We start from the raw sequence: 20,256 nt of genomic DNA on the forward strand, positions 1-20,256 counted from the left end.
CCTGCTGGCGAGGTTTTTTTTGTCTGTTTTTTAATATTCCATAATGATCTTTGCTGATTATTTATTATTCTTTTTAGTTTTTAAATATCCCGCTTAAAGTGCGCCTGTCCGGCACTCATCCCTGAGCCCGGATTTGGCGATTTCGTCCCTCGATAATAGGTCAGGTGCAGGAATCGGCCTTGCCGCCGATACCTCGGATCTGTCGTGGGAAGTCATATTCCTAAGCGATATTAAAAAATATCAAAAAATTCTTTTTGGCTTTAAGGCCATGTATCCTGCGGCCCGCCAAATGACCGGCCTAGACGGTTTGCCGCGAATTTATGCATTCAGGATCCCGGGCAATCGATTCGGGACCAGGAACATCAGAACTAGAAACGAGAGGAGCGAAACATGAACAAGTCCACCTTGGCCATGGCTGTGGCCGTCGGGGTTTTGACCCAGCAGGCAAGCGCCGCGGGTTTTATCGAAGACAGCAAGGCAACATTGGGGCTGCGTAACTTCTACATCAACACCGACTACCGTGACGGAGCCGGTGCCAACAAAAACGAAGAGTGGGGCCAAGGCTTCGATCTGCGTTTCATCTCCGGTTACACCCAGGGCACCGTCGGCTTCGGCATCGATGCGATCGGCCTGTTGGGCGTGAAACTGGATTCGGGCGGCGGTACCAACGGCGCCACGGCGACCTCTTACGGCGGCACGGTTTTCCCGAGCAAATCCAACGGCGAGGCAGTTGATGATTTCTCCAGCCTGGGCCTGACGGCCAAAGCCAAGGTTTCCCAGACCGAATTGAAGCTGGGCACCCTGCAGCCGAAAAACCCGGTGATCGTGACCAACGATGGTCGTCTGCTGCCGCAAACCTGGCAGGGTGGCCAGATCACGTCCGGCGACATCAAGGATCTGACCCTGGTTGGTGGCCAGATCGAAGCCGTTAAAGGCCGTAACTCCAGCAACAATGAGCAGATGTCGATTTCGGGCGCGAACACTCGCGGCACCAAATTCCGCGACAGCAACAAGTTCATCTATGCCGGTGGCGACTACAAGATCACCAAGGACCTGACGGCCCAGTACTACTACGGCAACCTGGAAGAGTTCTACAAGCAACACTTCCTGGGTCTGGTGCACAACTGGGCAATCGGCCCTGGCGTGTTGAAGTCGGATTTCCGTTATTTCAACAGCTCTGATGATGGTGCCAACGGTCACGACCCGCTGTACTTCACCACTGGCAACTACAACGCGCCAAACGGTAAAGGCAAGGTCGACAACAACCTTTACAGCGGCCTGTTCCTGTACACCGTTGCCGGTCACACCTTCGGTGGCGGTTATCAGGTCAGCAACGGCAGCAGCGATTTCCCTTGGCTGAACCAGGGCGACGGTTCGTCGAACTACACCATCACCGACGCGCAAATCCAGAAGTTCGGCCGTGCCGGCGAGCGTACCTGGCAAGCACGCTACTCCTATGACTTCGCCAAGGTTGGCGTACCTGGCCTGACGGCGGGTCTGGTTTACCTGCACGGCGACAACATCGATACCGTTAACGCCAAGGGTGGCGAGGCGGCCAATGGTGCTTCCGAGTGGGAGCGCGATCTGAGCGTGGCTTACGTCGTTCAGGAAGGTCCGCTGAAAAACCTGGGCCTGGCGTGGAAAAACGCGACCTGGCGTACCGACCTGCCGAACACGCGTTCGCAGGACGAAAACCGCCTGATCGTCAGCTACTCGATCCCGCTGTTGTAATAGCGCTCGCGTAACCGAGACAAAAAAAGCCCCGCCCGGTATTGCACCAGGCGGGGCTTTTACATTTTCAAGACGGGTTCACCCCCGTAATCCCGCCTTGAACTTCCCTCTTTGCAGCAACTCAAGGCCTTCTCGAACCTTGGGGGCGATGTTCGGCTGGTTGTGCGGGGTACGTCCAGTGAATAGATATTTAATATTTCTTTATGATCTAAATAAATCGATATTTATTCTTTTTAATAGATAAAAAACACAGGCACAGTTGAACCCATCAAGCACTCACAAGGAGCAGCACCATGGGTCTCAGACTTGGCGATATCGCCCCCGATTTCGAACAGAACTCCAGCGCCGGCACCATTCGTTTCCATCAGTGGCTGGGCGATAGTTGGGGTGTGCTGTTTTCCCATCCAGCGGATTTCACGCCGGTGTGCACGACTGAATTGGGCTTCACCGCCAAGCTCAAGGATGAATTCGCAGCGCGCGGCGTCAAGGCCATCGCTTTGTCGGTGGACCCGGTGGAGTCGCACCACAGGTGGATCGAGGACATCAACGAAACCCAGGACACCGTGGTCAACTTTCCGATCCTGGATGACGCCGACCGCAAAGTCTCGGACCTCTACGACCTGATCCACCCCAACGCCAACGACACCCTGACCGTGCGCAGTCTGTTCGTGATCGACCCGAAGAAAAAGGTCCGGCTGACGATTACCTACCCGGCGAGCACCGGCCGCAATTTCAATGAAATCCTGCGGGTGATCGACTCGCTGCAACTCACCGACAACTACAAGGTGGCCACACCGGCCAACTGGCAGGACGGTGATGAGGTGGTGATCGTGCCGTCGCTTAAAGATGAGGATGAAATCAAACAGCGTTTTCCCAAGGGCTATCGAGCGGTTAAGCCTTACTTGCGCCTGACGCCGCAGCCGAACCGGTAAGTCTTCAGCATTTTTGGCGCAACTGATGCCGCCATCGCGAGCAAGCCCGCTCCCACATTTGTCCGCGTACCCCTGTGGGAGCGAGCTTGCTCGCGAAGGCGTCGGGTCAGACACCACAGGTTTCACAGTTAACAGCATCCACAAAGCAGGGGATTTCAGGCCGTTTCGACGGCCTGTTTTTTTTGCCTGGAAGAAACAGTTTTCTATATTTCTTTAAGGTATAACCAAATGAATAAATATGATTTATGGATATATAAATCAACTGTTAAGGTCACTCCATCGAAGCGAGATCGCAAACCGCGAATCGCCAACACCGTGCAAGGAATCGTCTGAATGTTGGTTGTCTCACTCGGTGGCAGTCCCAGTCAGCGCTCTCGATCCGGGGTGCTGCTGGATCGCTCCCAGCGTTGGTTACAGGGGCAGGGCGTGGAAGTGGTGAGTTATCAGGTACGGGACTTCCCGGCCGAGGACTTGCTGCACGCACGCTTCGACAGCCCCAAGGTGATCGACTTGTTGCAACAAATTGAAAACGCCGATGGCCTGCTGATCGCCACACCGGTTTACAAGGCATCGTTTTCCGGAGCATTGAAGGTCGTGCTGGATTTGCTGCCCGAACGCGCCTTGAGCCACAAGGTGGTTCTGCCAATGGCCACTGGCGGCAGCATCGCCCACATGCTGGCGGTGGATTACGCGCTCAAGCCGGTGCTGTCGGCATTGAAGGCCCAGGAAATGCTGCAAGGCATTTTTGCCGTCGACAGCCAGATCGCCTACGGCGAAGGCAGCGCCCTGGCGCAGTTGGCGCCGGAGCTGGAACAACGACTGAATGAATCGCTTGAGCTGTTTTTCAGCGCCATGGCGCGACGGCCCAAGCCGCTCGATCCGAACCTGTTGAATGATCGTTTGTTGAGTGCTCGCTGGAGCATTTAAGCCTCACCGAAAATTGAAGTACTGGCCTTACTCGCCCGCCAACGGGCAAGCAGGTGCAGCCAAAACCCAACTGCAAAAAGGAGAGCGCCATGCGCCCTGTCATTTTGCGTCGTGGTCTGGTCGCTCTGTTTGCTGCGGCTGTCACCTTCGGCGCCATTACTCAAGCTCAGGCCGAGACTTTACGAATCGGCTATCAGAAATACGGCACCCTGGTGCTGCTCAAAGCCAAAGGCACCCTGGAAAAACGCCTCGCCGCCCAAGGCGTGGACGTGCAATGGACGGAATTCCCCGGTGGCCCGCAACTGCTTGAAGGCCTAAACGTCGGTTCCATCGACTTCGGTGTCACCGGTGAAACTCCGCCAGTGTTCGCCCAGGCGGCCGGTGCTGATTTGCTCTACGTCGCCTACGAACCGCCAGCGCCGCACAGTGAGGCGATCCTGGTGCCGAAGGACTCGGCGATCAAATCGGTGGCGGACCTCAAGGGCAAGAAAGTCGTCCTCAACAAAGGCTCCAACGTGCATTACCTGCTGGTGCGTGCGCTGGAAGACGCCGGCCTCAAATACACCGACATCCAGACCGTATTCCTGCCGCCGGCCGATGCCCGCGCCGCGTTCGAGCGTGGCAGTGTCGACGCCTGGGTGATCTGGGACCCCTACCAGGCCGCCGCCGAACAACAGCTGCAAGCGCGCACCCTGCGCGATGGTCAGGGCATCGTCGACAACCATCAGTTCTACCTGGCGACCAAACCTTATGCGCAGAAAAATCCCGAGGTGATCAAGACCTTGGTGGAAGAAGTGCGCGCGGTGGGCGAGTGGTCCAAGGCTAACCCGCAAGAGGTGACCCAACAGGTTTCACCGCTGCTCGGCCTGCCAGCCGACATCACCCTGACCTCGGTGAAACGCCAGGGCTATGGCGCGTTGTTCCTGACTCCGGAAGTGGTCGCGGCGCAGCAGAAAATTGCCGACAGCTTCTACCAGCTCAAGTTGATTCCCAATCCGTTGAGCATCAAAGACGTGATCTGGACGCCGCCGGCCGCCGTTGCCAAAGCCCAATAAATCGATTCCCCAAGGAGACCACTCCATGAGCCTCAATATTTTCTGGTTCCTGCCTACCCACGGCGACGGCCATTACCTTGGCACCGCCGAAGGCGCCCGCGCCGTTGATCACGGTTACCTGCAACAAGTCGCGCAAGCCGCTGACCGCCTGGGTTTTGGCGGGGTACTGATTCCGACCGGACGCTCCTGCGAAGACTCTTGGTTGGTGGCGGCATCGCTGATTCCTGTGACCCAGCGTTTGAAGTTCCTTGTCGCCCTGCGCCCCGGGATCATTTCCCCGACGGTGGCGGCGCGTCAGGCCGCGACCCTGGATCGACTGTCCGGCGGTCGTGCGCTGTTCAACCTGGTGACGGGCGGTGACCCGGAAGAGTTGGCGGGCGATGGTCTGTTCCTCAGCCACGAAGAACGCTATCAGGCCTCGGTGGAATTCACCCGCATCTGGCGCCGGGTACTGGAAGGTGAAACCGTCGATTACGACGGCCAGCACATCAGCGTGAAGGGCGCGAAGTTACTCTATCCGCCGATCCAGCAGCCGCGTCCGCCGCTGTACTTCGGCGGCTCCTCTGAAGCCGCACAAGACCTGGCCGCCGAACAGGTGGAAATGGTCCTGACCTGGGGCGAGCCACCGGCCGCCGTCGCGGAAAAAATCGAACAGGTCCGAGCCAAGGCCGCCAAGCTCGGACGCACCGTGCGCTTCGGCATTCGTCTGCATGTGATCGTGCGCGAAACCAACGATGAAGCCTGGAAAGCCGCGGATCGGCTGATCTCCCATCTCGACGACGAGACCATCGCTCGTGCCCAGGCTTCGCTGGCGCGTTTCGATTCGGTCGGTCAGCAACGCATGGCCGCATTGCACGGTGGCAACCGCGACAACCTGGAGGTCAGCCCTAACCTGTGGGCCGGCGTCGGTCTGGTGCGCGGCGGTGCCGGTACGGCGCTGGTGGGCGATGGCCCGACCGTGGCTGCCCGCGTTAAGGAGTACGCGGACCTGGGCATCGATACCTTCATCTTCTCCGGTTATCCACACCTTGAAGAGTCGTACCGGGTGGCTGAGTTGCTGTTCCCGCACCTCGATGTCGAGCGTCCTGAACTACCGAAGAGCGCCGGTTACGTCAGCCCGTTCGGCGAGATGGTCGCCAACGACATTCTTCCCAAAGCCGCGTCCCAGAGCTGAGGCGCGGTCATGAAGAAAATCATCCACAGCCTGGCGCCCTGGGCGTTGCCGGTGTTGCTGCTGGCGGTATGGCAATTGAGTGTGTCGGCGGGTTGGTTGTCGACACGGATCCTGCCGGCACCCATCGCCGTCATCGAGGCCGGTGTAAGTCTGGTGCGCAGTGGCGAAATCTGGACACACCTGGCGATCAGTGGCTGGCGTGCCGCGCTGGGCTTCACCATCGGTGGTGGTATCGGCCTGACGCTCGGCTTCATCACCGGCCTGTCGAAGTGGGGCGAACGCCTGCTCGACAGTTCGGTGCAGATGATCCGCAATGTGCCGCACCTGGCGCTGATTCCACTGGTGATCCTGTGGTTCGGCATCGACGAGTCGGCGAAGATTTTCCTGGTGGCGCTGGGCACGTTGTTCCCGATCTACCTCAACACCTATCACGGCATCCGCAACGTCGACCCGGCGTTGGTGGAGATGGCGCGTAGCTATGGCCTGAGCGGTTTCAGCCTGTTCTGGCAGGTGATTCTGCCGGGGGCGCTGCCTTCGATTCTGGTCGGCGTGCGCTTCGCCCTGGGCTTCATGTGGCTGACGTTGATCGTGGCGGAAACCATTTCCGCGAGTTCCGGCATCGGCTATCTGGCCATGAACGCCCGGGAGTTCTTGCAGACCGACGTGGTGGTGCTGGCGATCCTGATGTACGCGGTGCTCGGCAAACTGGCCGACCTCGCGGCCCGTGGACTTGAGCGTGTCTGGCTGCGCTGGCACCCGGCCTATCAGGTTGCCAAGGGAGGTGCGGCATGATTGCGGAGCAACCTCCACGCCTGCTGCGCGGCATTCCGCTGGCGGTGCGCAAGCTGCAAAAAACCTTCGGCTCGCGGCAGGTGCTGCGCGAGATCGACCTGCACATTCCGGCGGGCCAGTTTGTTGCCGTGGTCGGTCGCAGTGGCTGCGGCAAAAGTACCTTGCTGCGCTTGCTCGCCGGTCTTGATCAACCAACCGGCGGTGAGTTGCTCGCCGGTGCCGCGCCATTGAGCGACGCGCGGGAAGACACGCGGCTGATGTTCCAGGAAGCGCGTTTGCTGCCCTGGAAAAAGATCATCGACAACGTCGGTCTGGGCCTCAAGGGCAACTGGCGGCCGCAAGCGCTTGCAGCTTTGGAAGCGGTGGGCCTGGCCGATCGCGCCCACGAGTGGCCGGCAGCGCTGTCCGGTGGACAGAAGCAACGCGTGGCGTTGGCCCGTGCGTTGATTCATCAGCCGCGCCTGCTGCTGCTCGACGAGCCCTTGGGGGCGCTGGATGCCCTGACCCGAATTGAAATGCAGCAACTGATTGAACGGCTCTGGCAGCAGCACGGTTTCACGGTGTTGCTGGTGACCCATGACGTCAGTGAAGCCGTGGCGATTGCCGATCGGGTGATCCTGATCGAAGACGGCGCAGTCGGCCTCGACCTGCACGTGGAACTGCCGCGCCCTCGGGTTCGTGGCTCCCATCGGCTGGCGGCACTGGAAACCGAAGTCCTCAATCGCGTGCTGGCGCTGCCCGGCCAACCGCCGGAACCGGAACCTGTTTCACCCTTGCCTACGCAATTGCGCTGGGCTCAATAACTCAAGTCTTACCCAACGACAGGAATCAACATCATGACTATCAAGGCCATCAACGTTCGCAACCAGTTCAAAGGCTCCATCAAGGAAATCGTCCTCGGCGACGTGCTGTCGGAAATCGACGTGCAGACCGCGTCTGGCATTGTCACTTCGGTGATCACCACACGCTCGGTGAAAGAGCTGGAACTGGCGGTCGGCAGTGAAGTGATCGCGTTTGTGAAATCCACCGAGGTGTCGATCGCCAAGTTGTAAGCCACATGCGTAAACAACAACCCCGAAGGGTTTGAGCCCTTCGGGGTTTTTTCATGTGTGTTTGTCTTGAACTGAGTGGTGCGGCCATCGCGAGCAAGCTCGCTCCCACAGGATTATTTGTCGTTCACAGAATCTGAATTCACTGAAGATCCTTGTGGGAGCGAGCTTGCTCGCGATGAGGTCAGTGAGCGCACTAGAGGTTCCGCTTGGGCATATACGGTGGCAAATACAACCCCACATAAGCATCAAACACCCGCATCCCTTCCTCGGCCATGCGCGGCGTAATCTGCCCGTGCTGCTGTACCGAGCGCGCATACACCCGGTCGCCCAGCTCCATGGCCAGGGCGAACACATCGACATCACTCGGCAAGGTCGGCAGTTCGAAGTGATGGTCGAACAGCTTGTGCATCAGGTCGCCCAGTTCGATGTCGTGCTGGCGGTCGGCCTGGGTGACTTCGGTCAGGCCGTGCTGGGCCAGAATGAGTTGGCGGGCGGCGGCGTCCTCTGCATAGATGTCGAGCATGCGTTGTTCCACCAGTCGCGACAGATCGCGCCAGCCATTCAAGGCGTGGTGGTCGATAGGGGCTTGCAGGCAGGCGCGGAAGGCCGCATGGACGTCGGCGGTCAAGGCTTCGAGCAACGCCGGCACGCTGGCGAAGAAGTGGTAGACCGAGGAGGGCGGAATCTCCGCGCGCTCGGCGACGCTGTAGATCGACAGGCTGGCCACGCCCTCGGCAGCCAGCAGCGTGCGGGCCGCATCGAGTATCGAATCGATCCGGGCCTGGCTGCGTGCGCGGGGTTTGCGGGGGGTGGCTACGCGTGTCATTGGAGTCTCCTGCGGGGCTGCGGGCATTGTACGCAGAGCGCGAGGATGATCCATACCCTGTGGCGAGGGGGCTTGCCCCCGTTGGAGGGCGAAGCACTCCCAAACCCGGTAATCTCGGTATGTCTGATACACATGAGGGTGCATTTTTTGGGGCTGCTGTACAGCCCAACGGGGCGGTGCGGCGTCCCGACAAGCCCCCTCGCCACAGGAGGCGGTGTTGGCCATAAAAAAACGCCGCAGGCTGTGAGGCCGGCGGCGTTTCTTCACTACTGCAACCGCTTACACGGTATGCAGGTACCAGTTGTACTCGAGGTCGGAGATGGAGTGTTCGAACTCCTCCAGCTCGCTCTCTTTACAGGCCACGAAGATATCGATGTATTTCGGATCGATGTACTTGGCCATGACTTCGCTGTCGTCCAGCTCGCGCAGTGCATCGCGCAGGTTGTTCGGCAGGCTCTGCTCGTTCTGCTCGTAGCTGTTGCCTTCGACCGGGGCGCCAGGCTCGATTTTGTTGGTCAGGCCGTGGTGCACGCCTGCCAGGACCGAAGCCATCAGCAGGTACGGGTTGGCATCGGCGCCGGCTACACGATGTTCGATGCGCACGGCGTCGGCGGAGCCGGTCGGTACGCGAATCGCCACGGTGCGGTTATCCAGGCCCCAGCACGGCGAGTTCGGCACGTAGAACTGTGCGCCGAAACGACGGTAGGAGTTGACGTTCGGGCAGAGGAAAGCCATCTGCGCCGGTAGGGTCTCGAGCACACCGCCGATCGCGTGACGCAGTGCGGCGTTCTGCTCGGGATCCTCACTGGCAAAAATGTTCTTGCCGTCTTTGTCGAGAATCGAGATGTGGACGTGCAGACCATTACCCGCCTGGCCTGGGTAAGGCTTGGCCATGAAGGTGGTGTCCATTTCATGGTCGTAGGCGATGTTCTTGATCAGGCGCTTGAGCAGGACCGCGTAGTCGCAGGCCTTGATCGGGTCAGCCACGTGGTGCAGGTTGACTTCGAACTGCGCCGGGGCACTTTCCTTGACGATGGCGTCGGCCGGAATGCCTTGCTCTTTGGCACCCTCCAGAATGTCCTGGAGGCAGTCGACGTATTCGTCGAGGTCGTCGATCAGGTAGACCTGAGTCGAGTGCGGACGTTTGCCGGAAACCGGCGAGCGCGGCGGTTGCGGACGACCGTTCACGTTCTCCTGGTCGATCAGGTAGAACTCCAGTTCGAACGCGGCGCAGATGGTCAGGCCCATTTCGTCGAACTTGCGCACCACATTGGCCAGCACTTCACGCGGGTCGGCGAAGAATGGTTCGCCTTCGAGTTCGTGCATGGTCATCAACAGTTGCGCGGTCGGGCGCTTCTGCCATGGCTCGTTGCATAGGGTATCGGGGATTGGATAGCAGATTCGGTCAGCATCGCCGATGTCCAGGCCCAGGCCGGTGCTTTCCACCGTCGAGCCATTGATATCCAGAGCAAATAGAGAGGCCGGCAGGTTGATGCCTTTCTCGTAAACCTTGTGGAGGCTGGTGCGTTCGATGCGCTTGCCGCGCACCACACCATTCATATCCGCAATCAGAAGGTCAACGTACAGAACCTCAGGATGTTCCTTAAGGAACGCGTTCGCTTCGTTAAGCTGAACGGCACGCGGGGGTACCGACATGATGCAACACCTTTGTTGTTAAAAATATCAATCATTGATCTTTTCAGATTCCAGTCAACCCGAACGGCATGCCGAAGTCAAGCGAGGCCTTTTTTGCCCTAAAAAAGCGCCCGTGTGGCTTTTTTGAGGCACTTTGGGGCGTTTTTATGCCCTTGGCCTCTATGGCGCCCGCAGGCTTGAGCGGGCCGTGTTGTATTTTTTACGGGGGTGTTGTGTAAAAAAATGAACAAGGCTAAGCTCGAATCAAACCCATAACAGCAATAATACCGGGGTGCTTCATGTCTCGCCTGCCGATAATCGGCGTCACCGACTGCTCAAGACAGGTCGGTCGGCATGCTTGTCACATCAGTGATGACACGTCCGTCCGTTCCGTGGCCCCGGCGGTTCTGGTGATCCTCCCATCCGTGACGGTTCAACCGTCCCCGTCCGATATTCTGGACGGTCGCGATGGCACCCCCATTACGGTTACTCCATTCAATATAGAACCGATTCACAATAGCGGCCTGACCATTGTTCAGGGCACCGCTCGCGATTCTGCACGCCCGGCCTCTGCAGCCGTGTTGCCAAGCACGATAATCTGCCGCGCAAACGCTCTACAACGCGACGCCGATGCGTCAAACAACGCCTGACCTCAAAAGGGTCAGACAACTCAAGCCTAGAGGCATTTATGAGTAACAACCTCGACCAGCTCACCGATTGGTTGAAAAACCACAAGATCACAGAAGTCGAATGCATGATCGCCGACTTGACCGGGATTACCCGGGGTAAGATTTCGCCGACCAACAAATTCATCGCCGAAAAAGGCATGCGCCTGCCAGAAAGCGTTCTGTTGCAGACAGTGACCGGCGACTACGTCGAAGACGACATCTATTACGAACTGCTCGACCCGGCCGACATCGACATGATCTGCCGCCCCGACCAGAGCGCGGTGTACCTGGTGCCGTGGGCCATCGAGCCGACCGCCATCGTCATCCACGATACCTACGACAAGCAAGGCAACCCGATCGAGCTGTCGCCGCGCAACGTGCTCAAGAAAGTCCTGAAACTCTATACCGACAAAGGCTGGCAGCCGATCGTGGCGCCGGAAATGGAGTTTTACCTGACCAAGCGCAGTGACGACCCGGACTACCCGCTGCAACCGCCAATCGGCCGCTCCGGTCGCCCGGAAATCGGTCGCCAGTCGTTCTCCATTGAAGCCGCGAACGAATTCGATCCGTTGTTCGAAGACGTCTACGACTGGTGCGAATTGCAGGACCTGGACCTCGATACGCTGATCCACGAGGACGGCACGGCGCAGATGGAAATCAACTTCCGTCACGGCGATGCCCTGTCCCTGGCCGACCAGATCCTGGTGTTCAAGCGCACCATGCGCGAAGCCGCGCTCAAGCACGATGTGGCCGCGACCTTCATGGCCAAGCCGATGACCGGCGAGCCGGGCAGCGCCATGCACTTGCACCAGAGCGTCATCGACATCGAGACCGGCAAGAACATCTTCTCCAATGACGACGGGACCATGAGCCAGTTGTTCCTGCACCACATCGGTGGTCTGCAGAAACTCATTCCCGAACTCTTGCCGCTGTTCGCACCCAACGTCAACTCGTTCCGCCGCTTCCTGCCGGATACCTCGGCGCCGGTGAACGTGGAGTGGGGCGAAGAGAACCGCACCGTGGGCCTGCGGGTGCCGGATGCGGGGCCGCAAAACCGTCGGGTGGAAAACCGCCTGCCGGGCGCCGATGCCAACCCGTACCTGGCGATTGCCGCGAGCCTGCTCTGCGGTTACATCGGCATGGTCGAAGGCCTGAACCCGAGTGCGCCGGTAGTGGGACGTGGCTATGAACGCCGCAACCTGCGCCTGCCGCTGACCATCGAAGACGCGCTGGAACGCATGGAAAACAGCGCGACCATCGAGCGTTACCTGGGCAAAAATTTCATCACTGGCTACGTTGCGGTCAAGCGGGCCGAGCATGAAAACTTCAAGCGCGTGATCAGTTCGTGGGAAAGGGAATTCCTGCTCTTTGCCGTCTGATACGCCGGGCGCCGCCGCTGCCTGGCGGCGCCTTCACGTGATTTTTTTAGGAGATTCGTATGACCAGCAACAATCCGCAAACCCGTGAATGGCAAACCCTGAGCAATGATCACCACCTGGCTCCGTTCAGCGATTTCAAGCAGCTGAAAGAGAAAGGCCCGCGGATCATCACCAACGCCAAGGGCGTTTACCTCTGGGACAGCGAAGGCAACAAGATCCTCGATGGCATGGCCGGCCTGTGGTGTGTCGCAATTGGTTATGGTCGCGATGAACTGGCCGATGCCGCCAGCAAACAGATGCGCGAGCTGCCTTACTACAACCTGTTCTTCCAGACTGCGCATCCGCCGGTACTGGAACTGGCCAAGGCTATCGCCGACATCGCGCCTGAAGGCATGAACCACGTGTTCTTCACCGGTTCCGGCTCCGAAGGCAACGACACCATGCTGCGTATGGTTCGTCACTACTGGGCGATCAAGGGCCAGCCGAACAAGAAAGTCATCATCAGCCGCAAGAACGGCTATCACGGTTCCACCGTGGCCGGCGCGAGCCTAGGCGGTATGACGTACATGCACGAACAGGGCGACTTGCCGATCCCGGGCATCGTTCACATTGCCCAGCCGTACTGGTTCGGCGAAGGCGGCGAAATGACCCCGGAAGAGTTCGGTGTGTGGGCGGCCAATCAGCTGGAAGAAAAGATTCTGGAAGTCGGCGTCGACAACGTCGGTGCCTTTATTGCCGAGCCGATCCAGGGTGCCGGTGGCGTGATCATTCCGCCAGAGACTTACTGGCCGCGCATCAAGGAAATCCTCGCCAAGTACGACATTCTGTTCGTGGCTGACGAAGTGATTTGCGGTTTCGGTCGTACCGGCGAGTGGTTCGGCAGCGATTTCTACGACCTCAAGCCAGACATGATGACCATCGCCAAGGGTCTGACCTCGGGCTACATCCCGATGGGCGGCCTGATCGTGCGTGACGAAGTGGTGGACGTGCTCAATGAGGGCGGCGACTTCAACCACGGTTTCACCTACTCCGGGCACCCGGTGGCAGCGGCTGTGGGGCTGGAAAACATCCGCATCCTGCGCGACGAAAAAATTGTCGAGCGCGTGAAGTCCGAAACGGCACCGTATTTGCAAAAGCGTCTGCGGGAACTGAACGATCACCCGCTGGTGGGTGAAGTTCGTGGGGTGGGTCTGTTGGGGGCCATCGAACTGGTCCAGGACAAGGCCACGCGCAAGCGTTTCGAAGGCAAGGGCGTCGGCATGATCTGCCGTCAGTTCTGCTTCGATAACGGCCTGATCATGCGCGCCGTCGGCGACACCATGATCATCGCTCCGCCACTGGTGATTACACCGGCGGAAATCGATGAACTGGTGACCAAGGCTCGCAAGTGTCTTGACCTGACCCTGAGTGCATTGCAGGGCTAAGTGCTAGGCTCTGAGCGGAGGTTCAAAGTTCTACATATGAAGTAGGAACTTTCGCTCAGAACTGTCAGAAAGCGTGGCCGTTTCCTTGAAAGACCGATGTGGATCTTGCCAGACTAGCCGCGGTTCCAGTTGCCCGGGTTCGGTCGCTGAACAAGTGGTTCAAAAAAGAAAAATTTGGAGCATTACGCATGAAGGCACTAGGTAAAAAGCTCGCTGGCAAGACTCTGCTTGCCATGTCCGTAATGGGTTTGATGGCCGGCGCGGTTCAGGCCGATGACAAAGTACTGCACGTGTACAACTGGTCCGACTACATCGCACCGGACACCGTCAAGAAGTTTGAAGACGAGTCGGGTATCAAGGTTGTCTATGACGTCTTTGACAGCAACGAAACCCTTGAAGCCAAGTTGCTGGCAGGCAAGTCCGGTTACGACATCGTTGTACCGTCGAACAACTTCCTGGCCAAGCAGATCAAGGCTGGCGTCTACCAGAAGCTGGACAAGTCCAAGCTGCCTAACTGGAAGAACCTGAACACCGACCTGCTCAAGGCCGTTTCCGTGAGCGACCCGGGTAACGAGCATGCCTTCCCGTACATGTGGGGTTCGATCGGTATCGGCTTCAACCCCGAGAAGGTCAAGGCTGCGCTGGGTGCCGACGCACCGACCAACTCCTGGGACCTGCTGTTCAAACCTGAAAACGCCGCGAAGTTGAAGGCGTGCGGTATCAGTTTCCTCGATTCGCCAACCGAGATGATTCCGGTGGCATTGCACTACCTGGGCTATCCAACCGACAGCCAGGACAAGAAACAACTGGCCGAAGCCGAAGCGCTGTTCCTGAAAATTCGTCCTTCGGTAGGTTACTTCCACTCGTCCAAGTACATCTCCGACCTGGCCAACGGCAACATCTGCGTGGCCGTGGGTTACTCGGGTGACATTTACCAGGCCAAGTCCCGCGCGGAAGAAGCCGGTGGCAAGGTGAAAGTCAGCTACAACATTCCCAAAGAAGGTGCCGGCAGCTTCTACGACATGGTCGCCATCCCTAAAGATGCCGAAAACGTCGAAGGCGCCTACAAGTTCATGACCTTCCTGCAGAAGCCGGAAATCATGGCTGAAATCACCAACGCCGTGCGTTTCCCGAACGGTAACGCGGCTGCAACTGCGTTGGTCGATAAAGACATCACCAGCGACCCGGGCGTTTACCCGCCGGCGGACGTGCTGGCCAAGCTGTACGCGATTGCCGACTTGCCGGCCGCGACCCAGCGGATCATGACCCGCAGCTGGACCAAGATCAAATCCGGTAAATAAGCCGGTTTGATGCAACAACCTGTTGTCGCCGCCCGCGCGGTGGCGGCAGCAGGTGTAATTAAATGACAGAAAGTTTTGCTGGAACGGTTTTTCGAGGGTAAGTTGCGCGCCGGTTTTGTTGCCGGGCAACCACGGTTGTCATGTAGCGCGGGGCAACTTGGGCCCAACTAATTTCAGAGGACCTCCACTTGCCTATTTTTTCTATGTTGCGCAATGCCATGCTGGTGAGTGCCGGGCTGACAGTTGCTGTCAGTGTCCAGGCCGCCGGTACCGTGCATATTTATAACTGGTCCGACTACATCGGCGAGACCACCCTGGCCGATTTCCAGAAAGAGACCGGTATCAAGCCGGTTTATGACGTCTTCGATTCCAACGAAACCCTGGAAGGTAAATTGCTGGCCGGGCGTACTGGCTACGACGTGGTCGTGCCGTCGAACCACTTCCTCGGCAAGCAGATCAAGGCCGGGGCATTCCAGAAGCTCGACAAGTCGCAGCTGCCGAACTATTCGAACCTCGATCCAGTGCTGCTCAAGCGCCTGGAACAGAACGATCCGGGCAACCTGTACGCCGTGCCGTACCTGTGGGGCACCAACGGCATCGGTTACAACGTCGACAAGGTCAAGGCTGTGCTGGGCGTCGATACGATTGATTCGTGGGGCGTGCTGTTCGAGCCGCAGAACATCAAGAAGCTGCAAAGCTGTGGCGTCGCGTTCCTCGACTCCGCCGATGAAATGATGCCGACAGTGCTCAATTACATGGGCCTGAACGCTAACAGCACTGATCCCAAGGACTACGAAAAGGCCACCGCCAAGTTGCTTGCAGTGCGGCCTTACGTGACCTACTTCCATTCGTCCAAGTACATCGCGGATCTGGCCAACGGCGATATCTGCGTGGCGATCGGTTTCTCCGGCGACATCTTCCAGGCCAAGAACCGCGCCGAAGAAGCCAAGAAAGGCGTGAACATCGCCTACTCGATTCCGAAAGAGGGCGGTGCGCTCTGGTTCGACATGCTGGCGATTCCGAAGGACTCGGCCAACGTCAAGCAGGCCCACGCCTTCATCAACTATTTGCTCAAGCCTGAGGTGATTGCCCAGGTCAGCGATTACGTCGGCTATGCCAACCCTAACCCGGGGTCGGACAAACTGATGGAACAGTCCATTCGCACCGACGAAGCGGTTTATCCACCGCAAGAGGTGCTCGACAAGACCTACGTGTCGGTCGAGTTACCGCCGAATATTCAACGTTTGATGACCCGCAGCTGGACCAAGGTCAAGTCGGGTAAATAGTTTCAAGGCTCAAACTATCCAAGGTTGGCTCACCTTGAGCGAACTGCACTCTTTTTTTCGGGAGTTTCGTAAATGGCAGTTGCCTCCGGCGCCTATAAGAAAGCCCTCGAGGGCGACCAGTCACCTAAACAGGTGCTGGTCAAAATCGACCGGGTCACGAAGAAGTTCGACGAGACGATTGCCGTGGACGATGTGTCCCTGGAAATCAAGAAGGGCGAGATTTTCGCCCTGCTCGGCGGTTCGGGATCGGGCAAATCCACTTTGCTGCGCATGCTCGCAGGTTTCGAACGGCCCACGGAGGGGCGCATTTTCCTCGATGGCGTAGACATCACTGATATGCCGCCATACGAGCGGCCGATCAACATGATGTTCCAGTCCTACGCCTTGTTCCCGCACATGACCGTGGCGCAGAACATCGCCTTCGGCCTCAAGCAGGACAAGATCCCGGCTGCTGAAGTTGACGCCCGCGTGGCCGAAATGCTCAAGCTGGTACAGATGAGCCAGTACGCCAAGCGCAAGCCACACCAACTGTCCGGCGGCCAGCGTCAGCGCGTGGCACTGGCTCGTTCCCTGGCCAAGCGTCCGAAGCTGCTGTTGCTCGACGAACCGATGGGCGCACTGGACAAGAAGCTGCGTTCGCAAATGCAGCTGGAGCTGGTGGAGATTATCGAGCGCGTCGGCGTAACCTGCGTCATGGTGACCCACGACCAGGAAGAGGCCATGACCATGGCCGAGCGTATCGCGATCATGCACCTGGGCTGGATCGCCCAGATCGGCAGCCCGATCGACATCTACGAAACCCCGACCAGTCGCCTGGTCTGCGAATTCATCGGCAACGTGAACATCTTCGAAGGCGAAGTGATCGACGACGCCGAAGGTCACGCGATCATTACCTGCAAAGACCTGGATCGTCAGATCTACGTCGGCCACGGCATCAGCACCTCGGTGCAGGACAAGTCGGTCACCTACGCGATCCGTCCGGAAAAACTGCTGGTCACCGCCGACATGCCGACCTGCCAGTACAACTGGTCCAGCGGCAAGGTGCACGACATCGCCTACCTGGGTGGGCACTCGGTGTTCTACGTCGAATTGCCAAGCGGCAAGCTGGTGCAGTCGTTCGTGGCCAACGCCGAGCGTCGCGGGCAGCGTCCGACCTGGGGTGATCAGGTCTACGTGTACTGGGAAGACGACAGCGGCGTGGTGCTGCGCTCATGAACATGCGCAAATTCAAGCGTCGACTCAATCGAATAATTCCCGGTGGCCGTCAGATGGTCATCGGGGTTCCCTTCATCTGGCTGTTCCTGTTCTTCATGCTGCCGTTCTTCATCGTACTGAAGATCAGCTTCGCCGAAGCGGACGTGGCCATTCCGCCATACACCGAGATCTACAGCTACGCCGAGCAGAAGCTGCAGTTGCTGCTTAACCTGGGCAACTACGCGATGCTGGCCGGTGACGAGCTGTACATCGCCGCTTACCTCGGCTCGTTGAAGATGGCGCTTTTCAGCACCATCCTCTGCCTGCTGATCGGCTACCCGATGGCCTACGGCATCTCCGTTGCCCGCAAGGAAGTGCAAACGGTGCTGGTGCTGCTGATCATGATGCCGACCTGGACCGCGATCCTGATCCGCGTTTACGCGTGGATGGGCATCCTCAGCAACAACGGCCTGCTCAACGGGTTCCTGATGAGCATGGGCTGGATCGACGAGCCGCTGCAGATCCTCAACACCAACCTGGCAGTCTACATCGGCGTGGTTTATTCCTATCTGCCGTTCATGATCCTGCCGCTGTACGCCAACCTGGTGAAGCACGACCAGAGCCTGCTGGAAGCTGCGTCGGACCTGGGTTCGAGCACGTTCAACAGCTTCTGGAAAATCACCGTGCCGCTGTCGAAAAACGGCATCATCGCCGGCTGCATGCTGGTGTTCATCCCGGTGGTGGGTGAGTTCGTGATCCCGGAACTGCTCGGTGGTCCGGAAACCCTGATGATCGGTAAAGTGCTCTGGCAAGAGTTCTTCAACAACCGTGACTGGCCGGTGGCGTCTGCCCTGGCGGTAGTGATGCTGGCGATCCTGATTGTGCCGATCATCCTGTTCAACCGCAGTCAGGCCAAGGAAATGGAGGGTAAAGAATGAAGCGCTTCCGTTTCTCCAGCCTGATGCTGGTACTGGGTCTGTTGTTCATCTACCTGCCGATGCTGATCCTGGTCATCTACTCGTTCAACGCCTCCAAACTGGTAACGGTGTGGGGCGGCTGGTCGATCAAGTGGTACGTCGGCCTGCTCGACAACAGCCAACTGATGGGCTCGGTGGTGCGCTCGCTGGAAATCGCCTGCTACACCGCCATCGCGGCGGTGGCACTGGGTACATTGGCAGCGTTCGTCCTGACGCGCATTACGCGCTTCAAGGGCCGTACCCTGTTCGGTGGCCTGGTCACTGCGCCGCTGGTCATGCCTGAGGTGATCACCGGTCTGTCGCTGTTGCTGCTGTTCGTGGCCATGGCGCAGATGATCGGCTGGCCGCAGGAACGCGGCATCGTCACCATCTGGATCGCCCACACCACGTTCTGTGCGGCCTATGTGGCGGTGGTGGTCTCGGCACGCTTGCGTGAGCTGGACCTGTCCATCGAAGAAGCGGCCATGGACCTCGGTGCACGGCCGTGGAAGGTGTTCTTCCTGATCACCATCCCGATGATCGCGCCATCGCTGGCAGCGGGCGGCATGATGTCGTTCGCCCTGTCGCTGGATGACCTGGTGCTGGCGAGCTTCGTGTCCGGCCCGGGCTCCACGACCCTGCCGATGGAAGTGTTCTCGGCGGTCCGTCTGGGGGTCAAACCCGAGATCAACGCCGTGGCCAGCCTGATCCTGTTGGCGGTGTCGATCGTGACCTTCCTGGTCTGGTTCTTCAGCCGTCGCGCCGAAGAAAGCCGTCGTCGTGCGATCCAGCAGGCGATCGAAGAAGCGGCAGCCGACTCGTGGAAGCAACCGGACGTGCGTCGCGCGCAGGCGCCGGAAGCGGCTTGAGCCTGACGTCGGGTTGACCACATTTGAGTGGTCTACCCAATTCCAATGTGGGAGCGAGCTTGCTCGCGATAGCGGACTGACATTCAACATCGATGTTGACTGTGATGCCCTCATCGCGAGCAAGCTCGCTCCCACAGGTTCTTCTGCGGTCAGGAAATCCAAGGGGATTTACGAATGACCTCGACGAAGTTCATCGGCTTGAACCCCGGCTCCTGATCCACCAGCACATCAGTCTTCACATTGCCGAACGTGGTCTGCGGACGATGGCGCAAGCCGTCGGCAAACGCGCAGATGATGCATTCCTTGAATCCCTCGCCCCGTGGATGCGCATGCACCACCGCTTCGCGCTGCACGCTGGAAAACGCCGCGTAGTCCATGCCCAGCACGTCCATCTCGACGCCAGCCGTGACCAGTGCCACGGTGGACCGCAAATGCTGAGGCACGCCCGGCGTGGTGTGCAGGGCAATCGATAGCCAGACCTGTTCGATGTCGTCATCGCTCAATCCGTAAGGCTTGAGGAACGCCGCTGCCGCGTTGGCACCGTCGACTTCGAAGCGCTCGTTGTCGCTGCGATGACCTTGCACCAGTCCCAGGTCATGGAACATCGCGCCGACGTACAGCAACTCCGGGTTGTAGGCCAGTTGCTTGCGCTCGCCGCTCAGAGCGCCGAACAGGAAGACCCGACGCGAGTGGTGGTAGAGCAGGTCGGACTCGATGTCGCGGATGTATTCGGTGGTGGCCTTGGCCAAAGTGCTGTCGGGGATCTTGATGCCGGCGATGGTGGTGCTCATGGAGTTTTCCTCGTCGTGAACGCCTTGGCGGCGCTGAGGGTTTCAGTCTGTTCCGGCCCCGGAAACCGGACAATCGATCCATGGCTGCGATCCCGGCCAATGAGCGTGCATATCGCGCCAACCTCGCTTGTTGGGCGTGGATTGGCTAGGGTGCATGCAGACCCTGTAGGAGCGAGCCTGCTCGCGATGGAGGTCAACGATGACGCCGGCTGCCTGGATGAACGCGGTGCCCTCACGTGCATCGCGAACAAGCTCGCTCCTACA

At 58.9% G+C, this 20,256-nt stretch carries 18 protein-coding genes; 15 read left to right on the forward strand and 3 right to left on the reverse strand.

Features of this window, described 5'->3' with window-relative positions:
- Nucleotides 1-390: 390 nt before the first annotated feature.
- The 8 genes from AC1RS8_RS04500 to AC1RS8_RS04535 all read left to right on the forward strand — a co-directional run bounded on the left by AC1RS8_RS04500 (nucleotide 391) and on the right by AC1RS8_RS04535 (nucleotide 7,663).
- Entirely contained in the window at nucleotides 391-1,731 is a 1,341-nt protein-coding gene (locus AC1RS8_RS04500; RefSeq protein ID WP_154860928.1) for an OprD family porin, read from the forward strand.
- Nucleotides 1,732-2,024: 293 nt separating this feature from the next.
- The gene (locus AC1RS8_RS04505; protein ID WP_057712843.1) at nucleotides 2,025-2,663 is read left to right on the forward strand and encodes a peroxiredoxin; all 639 of its coding nucleotides are present in this window, start codon (nucleotides 2,025-2,027) and stop codon (nucleotides 2,661-2,663) included.
- Between the two features lie 333 nt (nucleotides 2,664-2,996).
- A complete protein-coding gene (gene ssuE / locus AC1RS8_RS04510) occupies nucleotides 2,997-3,590 on the forward strand; it encodes an NADPH-dependent FMN reductase (protein ID WP_007993145.1) in 594 nt (197 codons plus the stop codon).
- An 89-nt stretch (nucleotides 3,591-3,679) separates the two neighbouring features.
- Nucleotides 3,680-4,645: a sulfonate ABC transporter substrate-binding protein gene (locus tag AC1RS8_RS04515; RefSeq protein WP_489339420.1), complete on the forward strand. Its 966-nt coding sequence runs from the start codon at nucleotides 3,680-3,682 to the stop codon at nucleotides 4,643-4,645.
- Between the two features lie 25 nt (nucleotides 4,646-4,670).
- Complete coding sequence (gene ssuD / locus AC1RS8_RS04520) at nucleotides 4,671-5,819, forward strand: FMNH2-dependent alkanesulfonate monooxygenase (RefSeq protein ID WP_090452041.1); 1,149 nt, start codon at nucleotides 4,671-4,673, stop codon at nucleotides 5,817-5,819.
- Between the two features lie 9 nt (nucleotides 5,820-5,828).
- Complete coding sequence (gene ssuC, locus AC1RS8_RS04525) at nucleotides 5,829-6,611, forward strand: aliphatic sulfonate ABC transporter permease SsuC (protein ID WP_090452039.1); 783 nt, start codon at nucleotides 5,829-5,831, stop codon at nucleotides 6,609-6,611.
- Nucleotides 6,608-7,414 (forward strand): aliphatic sulfonates ABC transporter ATP-binding protein, encoded by an 807-nt coding sequence (gene ssuB, locus AC1RS8_RS04530; protein ID WP_340312839.1) that lies wholly within the window; start codon nucleotides 6,608-6,610, stop codon nucleotides 7,412-7,414. The genes ssuC and ssuB overlap by 4 nt, the downstream gene beginning before the upstream one ends.
- A 33-nt stretch (nucleotides 7,415-7,447) precedes the next feature.
- A complete protein-coding gene (locus tag AC1RS8_RS04535) occupies nucleotides 7,448-7,663 on the forward strand; it encodes a TOBE domain-containing protein (RefSeq protein WP_007967989.1) in 216 nt (71 codons plus the stop codon).
- Nucleotides 7,664-7,856: 193 nt separating this feature from the next.
- Here AC1RS8_RS04535 and AC1RS8_RS04540 read toward each other — a convergent pair whose 3' ends face one another.
- Both AC1RS8_RS04540 and AC1RS8_RS04545 read right to left on the reverse strand, forming a co-directional pair.
- Nucleotides 7,857-8,489: a TetR/AcrR family transcriptional regulator gene (locus AC1RS8_RS04540; protein ID WP_340312840.1), complete on the reverse strand. Its 633-nt coding sequence runs from the start codon at nucleotides 8,487-8,489 to the stop codon at nucleotides 7,857-7,859.
- A 279-nt stretch (nucleotides 8,490-8,768) separates the two neighbouring features.
- A complete protein-coding gene (locus AC1RS8_RS04545) occupies nucleotides 8,769-10,145 on the reverse strand; it encodes a glutamine synthetase family protein (protein WP_053163627.1) in 1,377 nt (458 codons plus the stop codon).
- Nucleotides 10,146-10,812: 667 nt separating this feature from the next.
- On the opposite strand from AC1RS8_RS04545, the gene AC1RS8_RS04550 reads away from it, so the two are divergent.
- The 7 genes from AC1RS8_RS04550 (at nucleotide 10,813) to AC1RS8_RS04580 (ending at nucleotide 19,201) form a co-directional block, all read left to right on the forward strand.
- Nucleotides 10,813-12,171, forward strand: a complete 1,359-nt coding sequence (locus AC1RS8_RS04550) for a glutamine synthetase family protein (protein ID WP_150813754.1) — start codon at nucleotides 10,813-10,815, stop codon at nucleotides 12,169-12,171.
- A 59-nt stretch (nucleotides 12,172-12,230) separates the two neighbouring features.
- Nucleotides 12,231-13,595 carry an aspartate aminotransferase family protein gene (locus AC1RS8_RS04555; protein WP_154860929.1) on the forward strand — a complete coding sequence of 455 codons (1,365 nt, stop codon included), beginning with the start codon at nucleotides 12,231-12,233 and terminating at the stop codon, nucleotides 13,593-13,595.
- A 188-nt stretch (nucleotides 13,596-13,783) separates the two neighbouring features.
- Nucleotides 13,784-14,896, forward strand: a complete 1,113-nt coding sequence (locus AC1RS8_RS04560; protein WP_090452031.1) for a polyamine ABC transporter substrate-binding protein — start codon at nucleotides 13,784-13,786, stop codon at nucleotides 14,894-14,896.
- 188 nt (nucleotides 14,897-15,084) lie between these two features.
- Nucleotides 15,085-16,182, forward strand: a complete 1,098-nt coding sequence (locus tag AC1RS8_RS04565) for a polyamine ABC transporter substrate-binding protein (RefSeq protein ID WP_090452029.1) — start codon at nucleotides 15,085-15,087, stop codon at nucleotides 16,180-16,182.
- Nucleotides 16,183-16,254: 72 nt separating this feature from the next.
- Complete coding sequence (locus AC1RS8_RS04570; protein WP_057712853.1) at nucleotides 16,255-17,397, forward strand: ABC transporter ATP-binding protein; 1,143 nt, start codon at nucleotides 16,255-16,257, stop codon at nucleotides 17,395-17,397.
- A 35-nt stretch (nucleotides 17,398-17,432) separates the two neighbouring features.
- A complete protein-coding gene (locus AC1RS8_RS04575; protein ID WP_191622238.1) occupies nucleotides 17,433-18,314 on the forward strand; it encodes an ABC transporter permease subunit in 882 nt (293 codons plus the stop codon).
- The gene (locus AC1RS8_RS04580; protein ID WP_057712854.1) at nucleotides 18,311-19,201 is read left to right on the forward strand and encodes an ABC transporter permease subunit; all 891 of its coding nucleotides are present in this window, start codon (nucleotides 18,311-18,313) and stop codon (nucleotides 19,199-19,201) included. The genes AC1RS8_RS04575 and AC1RS8_RS04580 overlap by 4 nt, the downstream gene beginning before the upstream one ends.
- Before the next feature lie 149 nt (nucleotides 19,202-19,350).
- On the opposite strand, the gene AC1RS8_RS04585 is transcribed toward AC1RS8_RS04580, so the two are convergent.
- On the reverse strand, nucleotides 19,351-19,992 hold the full coding sequence (locus tag AC1RS8_RS04585) for an HD domain-containing protein (RefSeq protein ID WP_489339419.1): 642 nt from the start codon (nucleotides 19,990-19,992) through the stop codon (nucleotides 19,351-19,353).
- Nucleotides 19,993-20,256: the final 264 nt, after the last annotated feature.

The sequence above is a fragment of the Pseudomonas sp. GW821-FHT12A04 genome, from assembly GCF_058807755.1.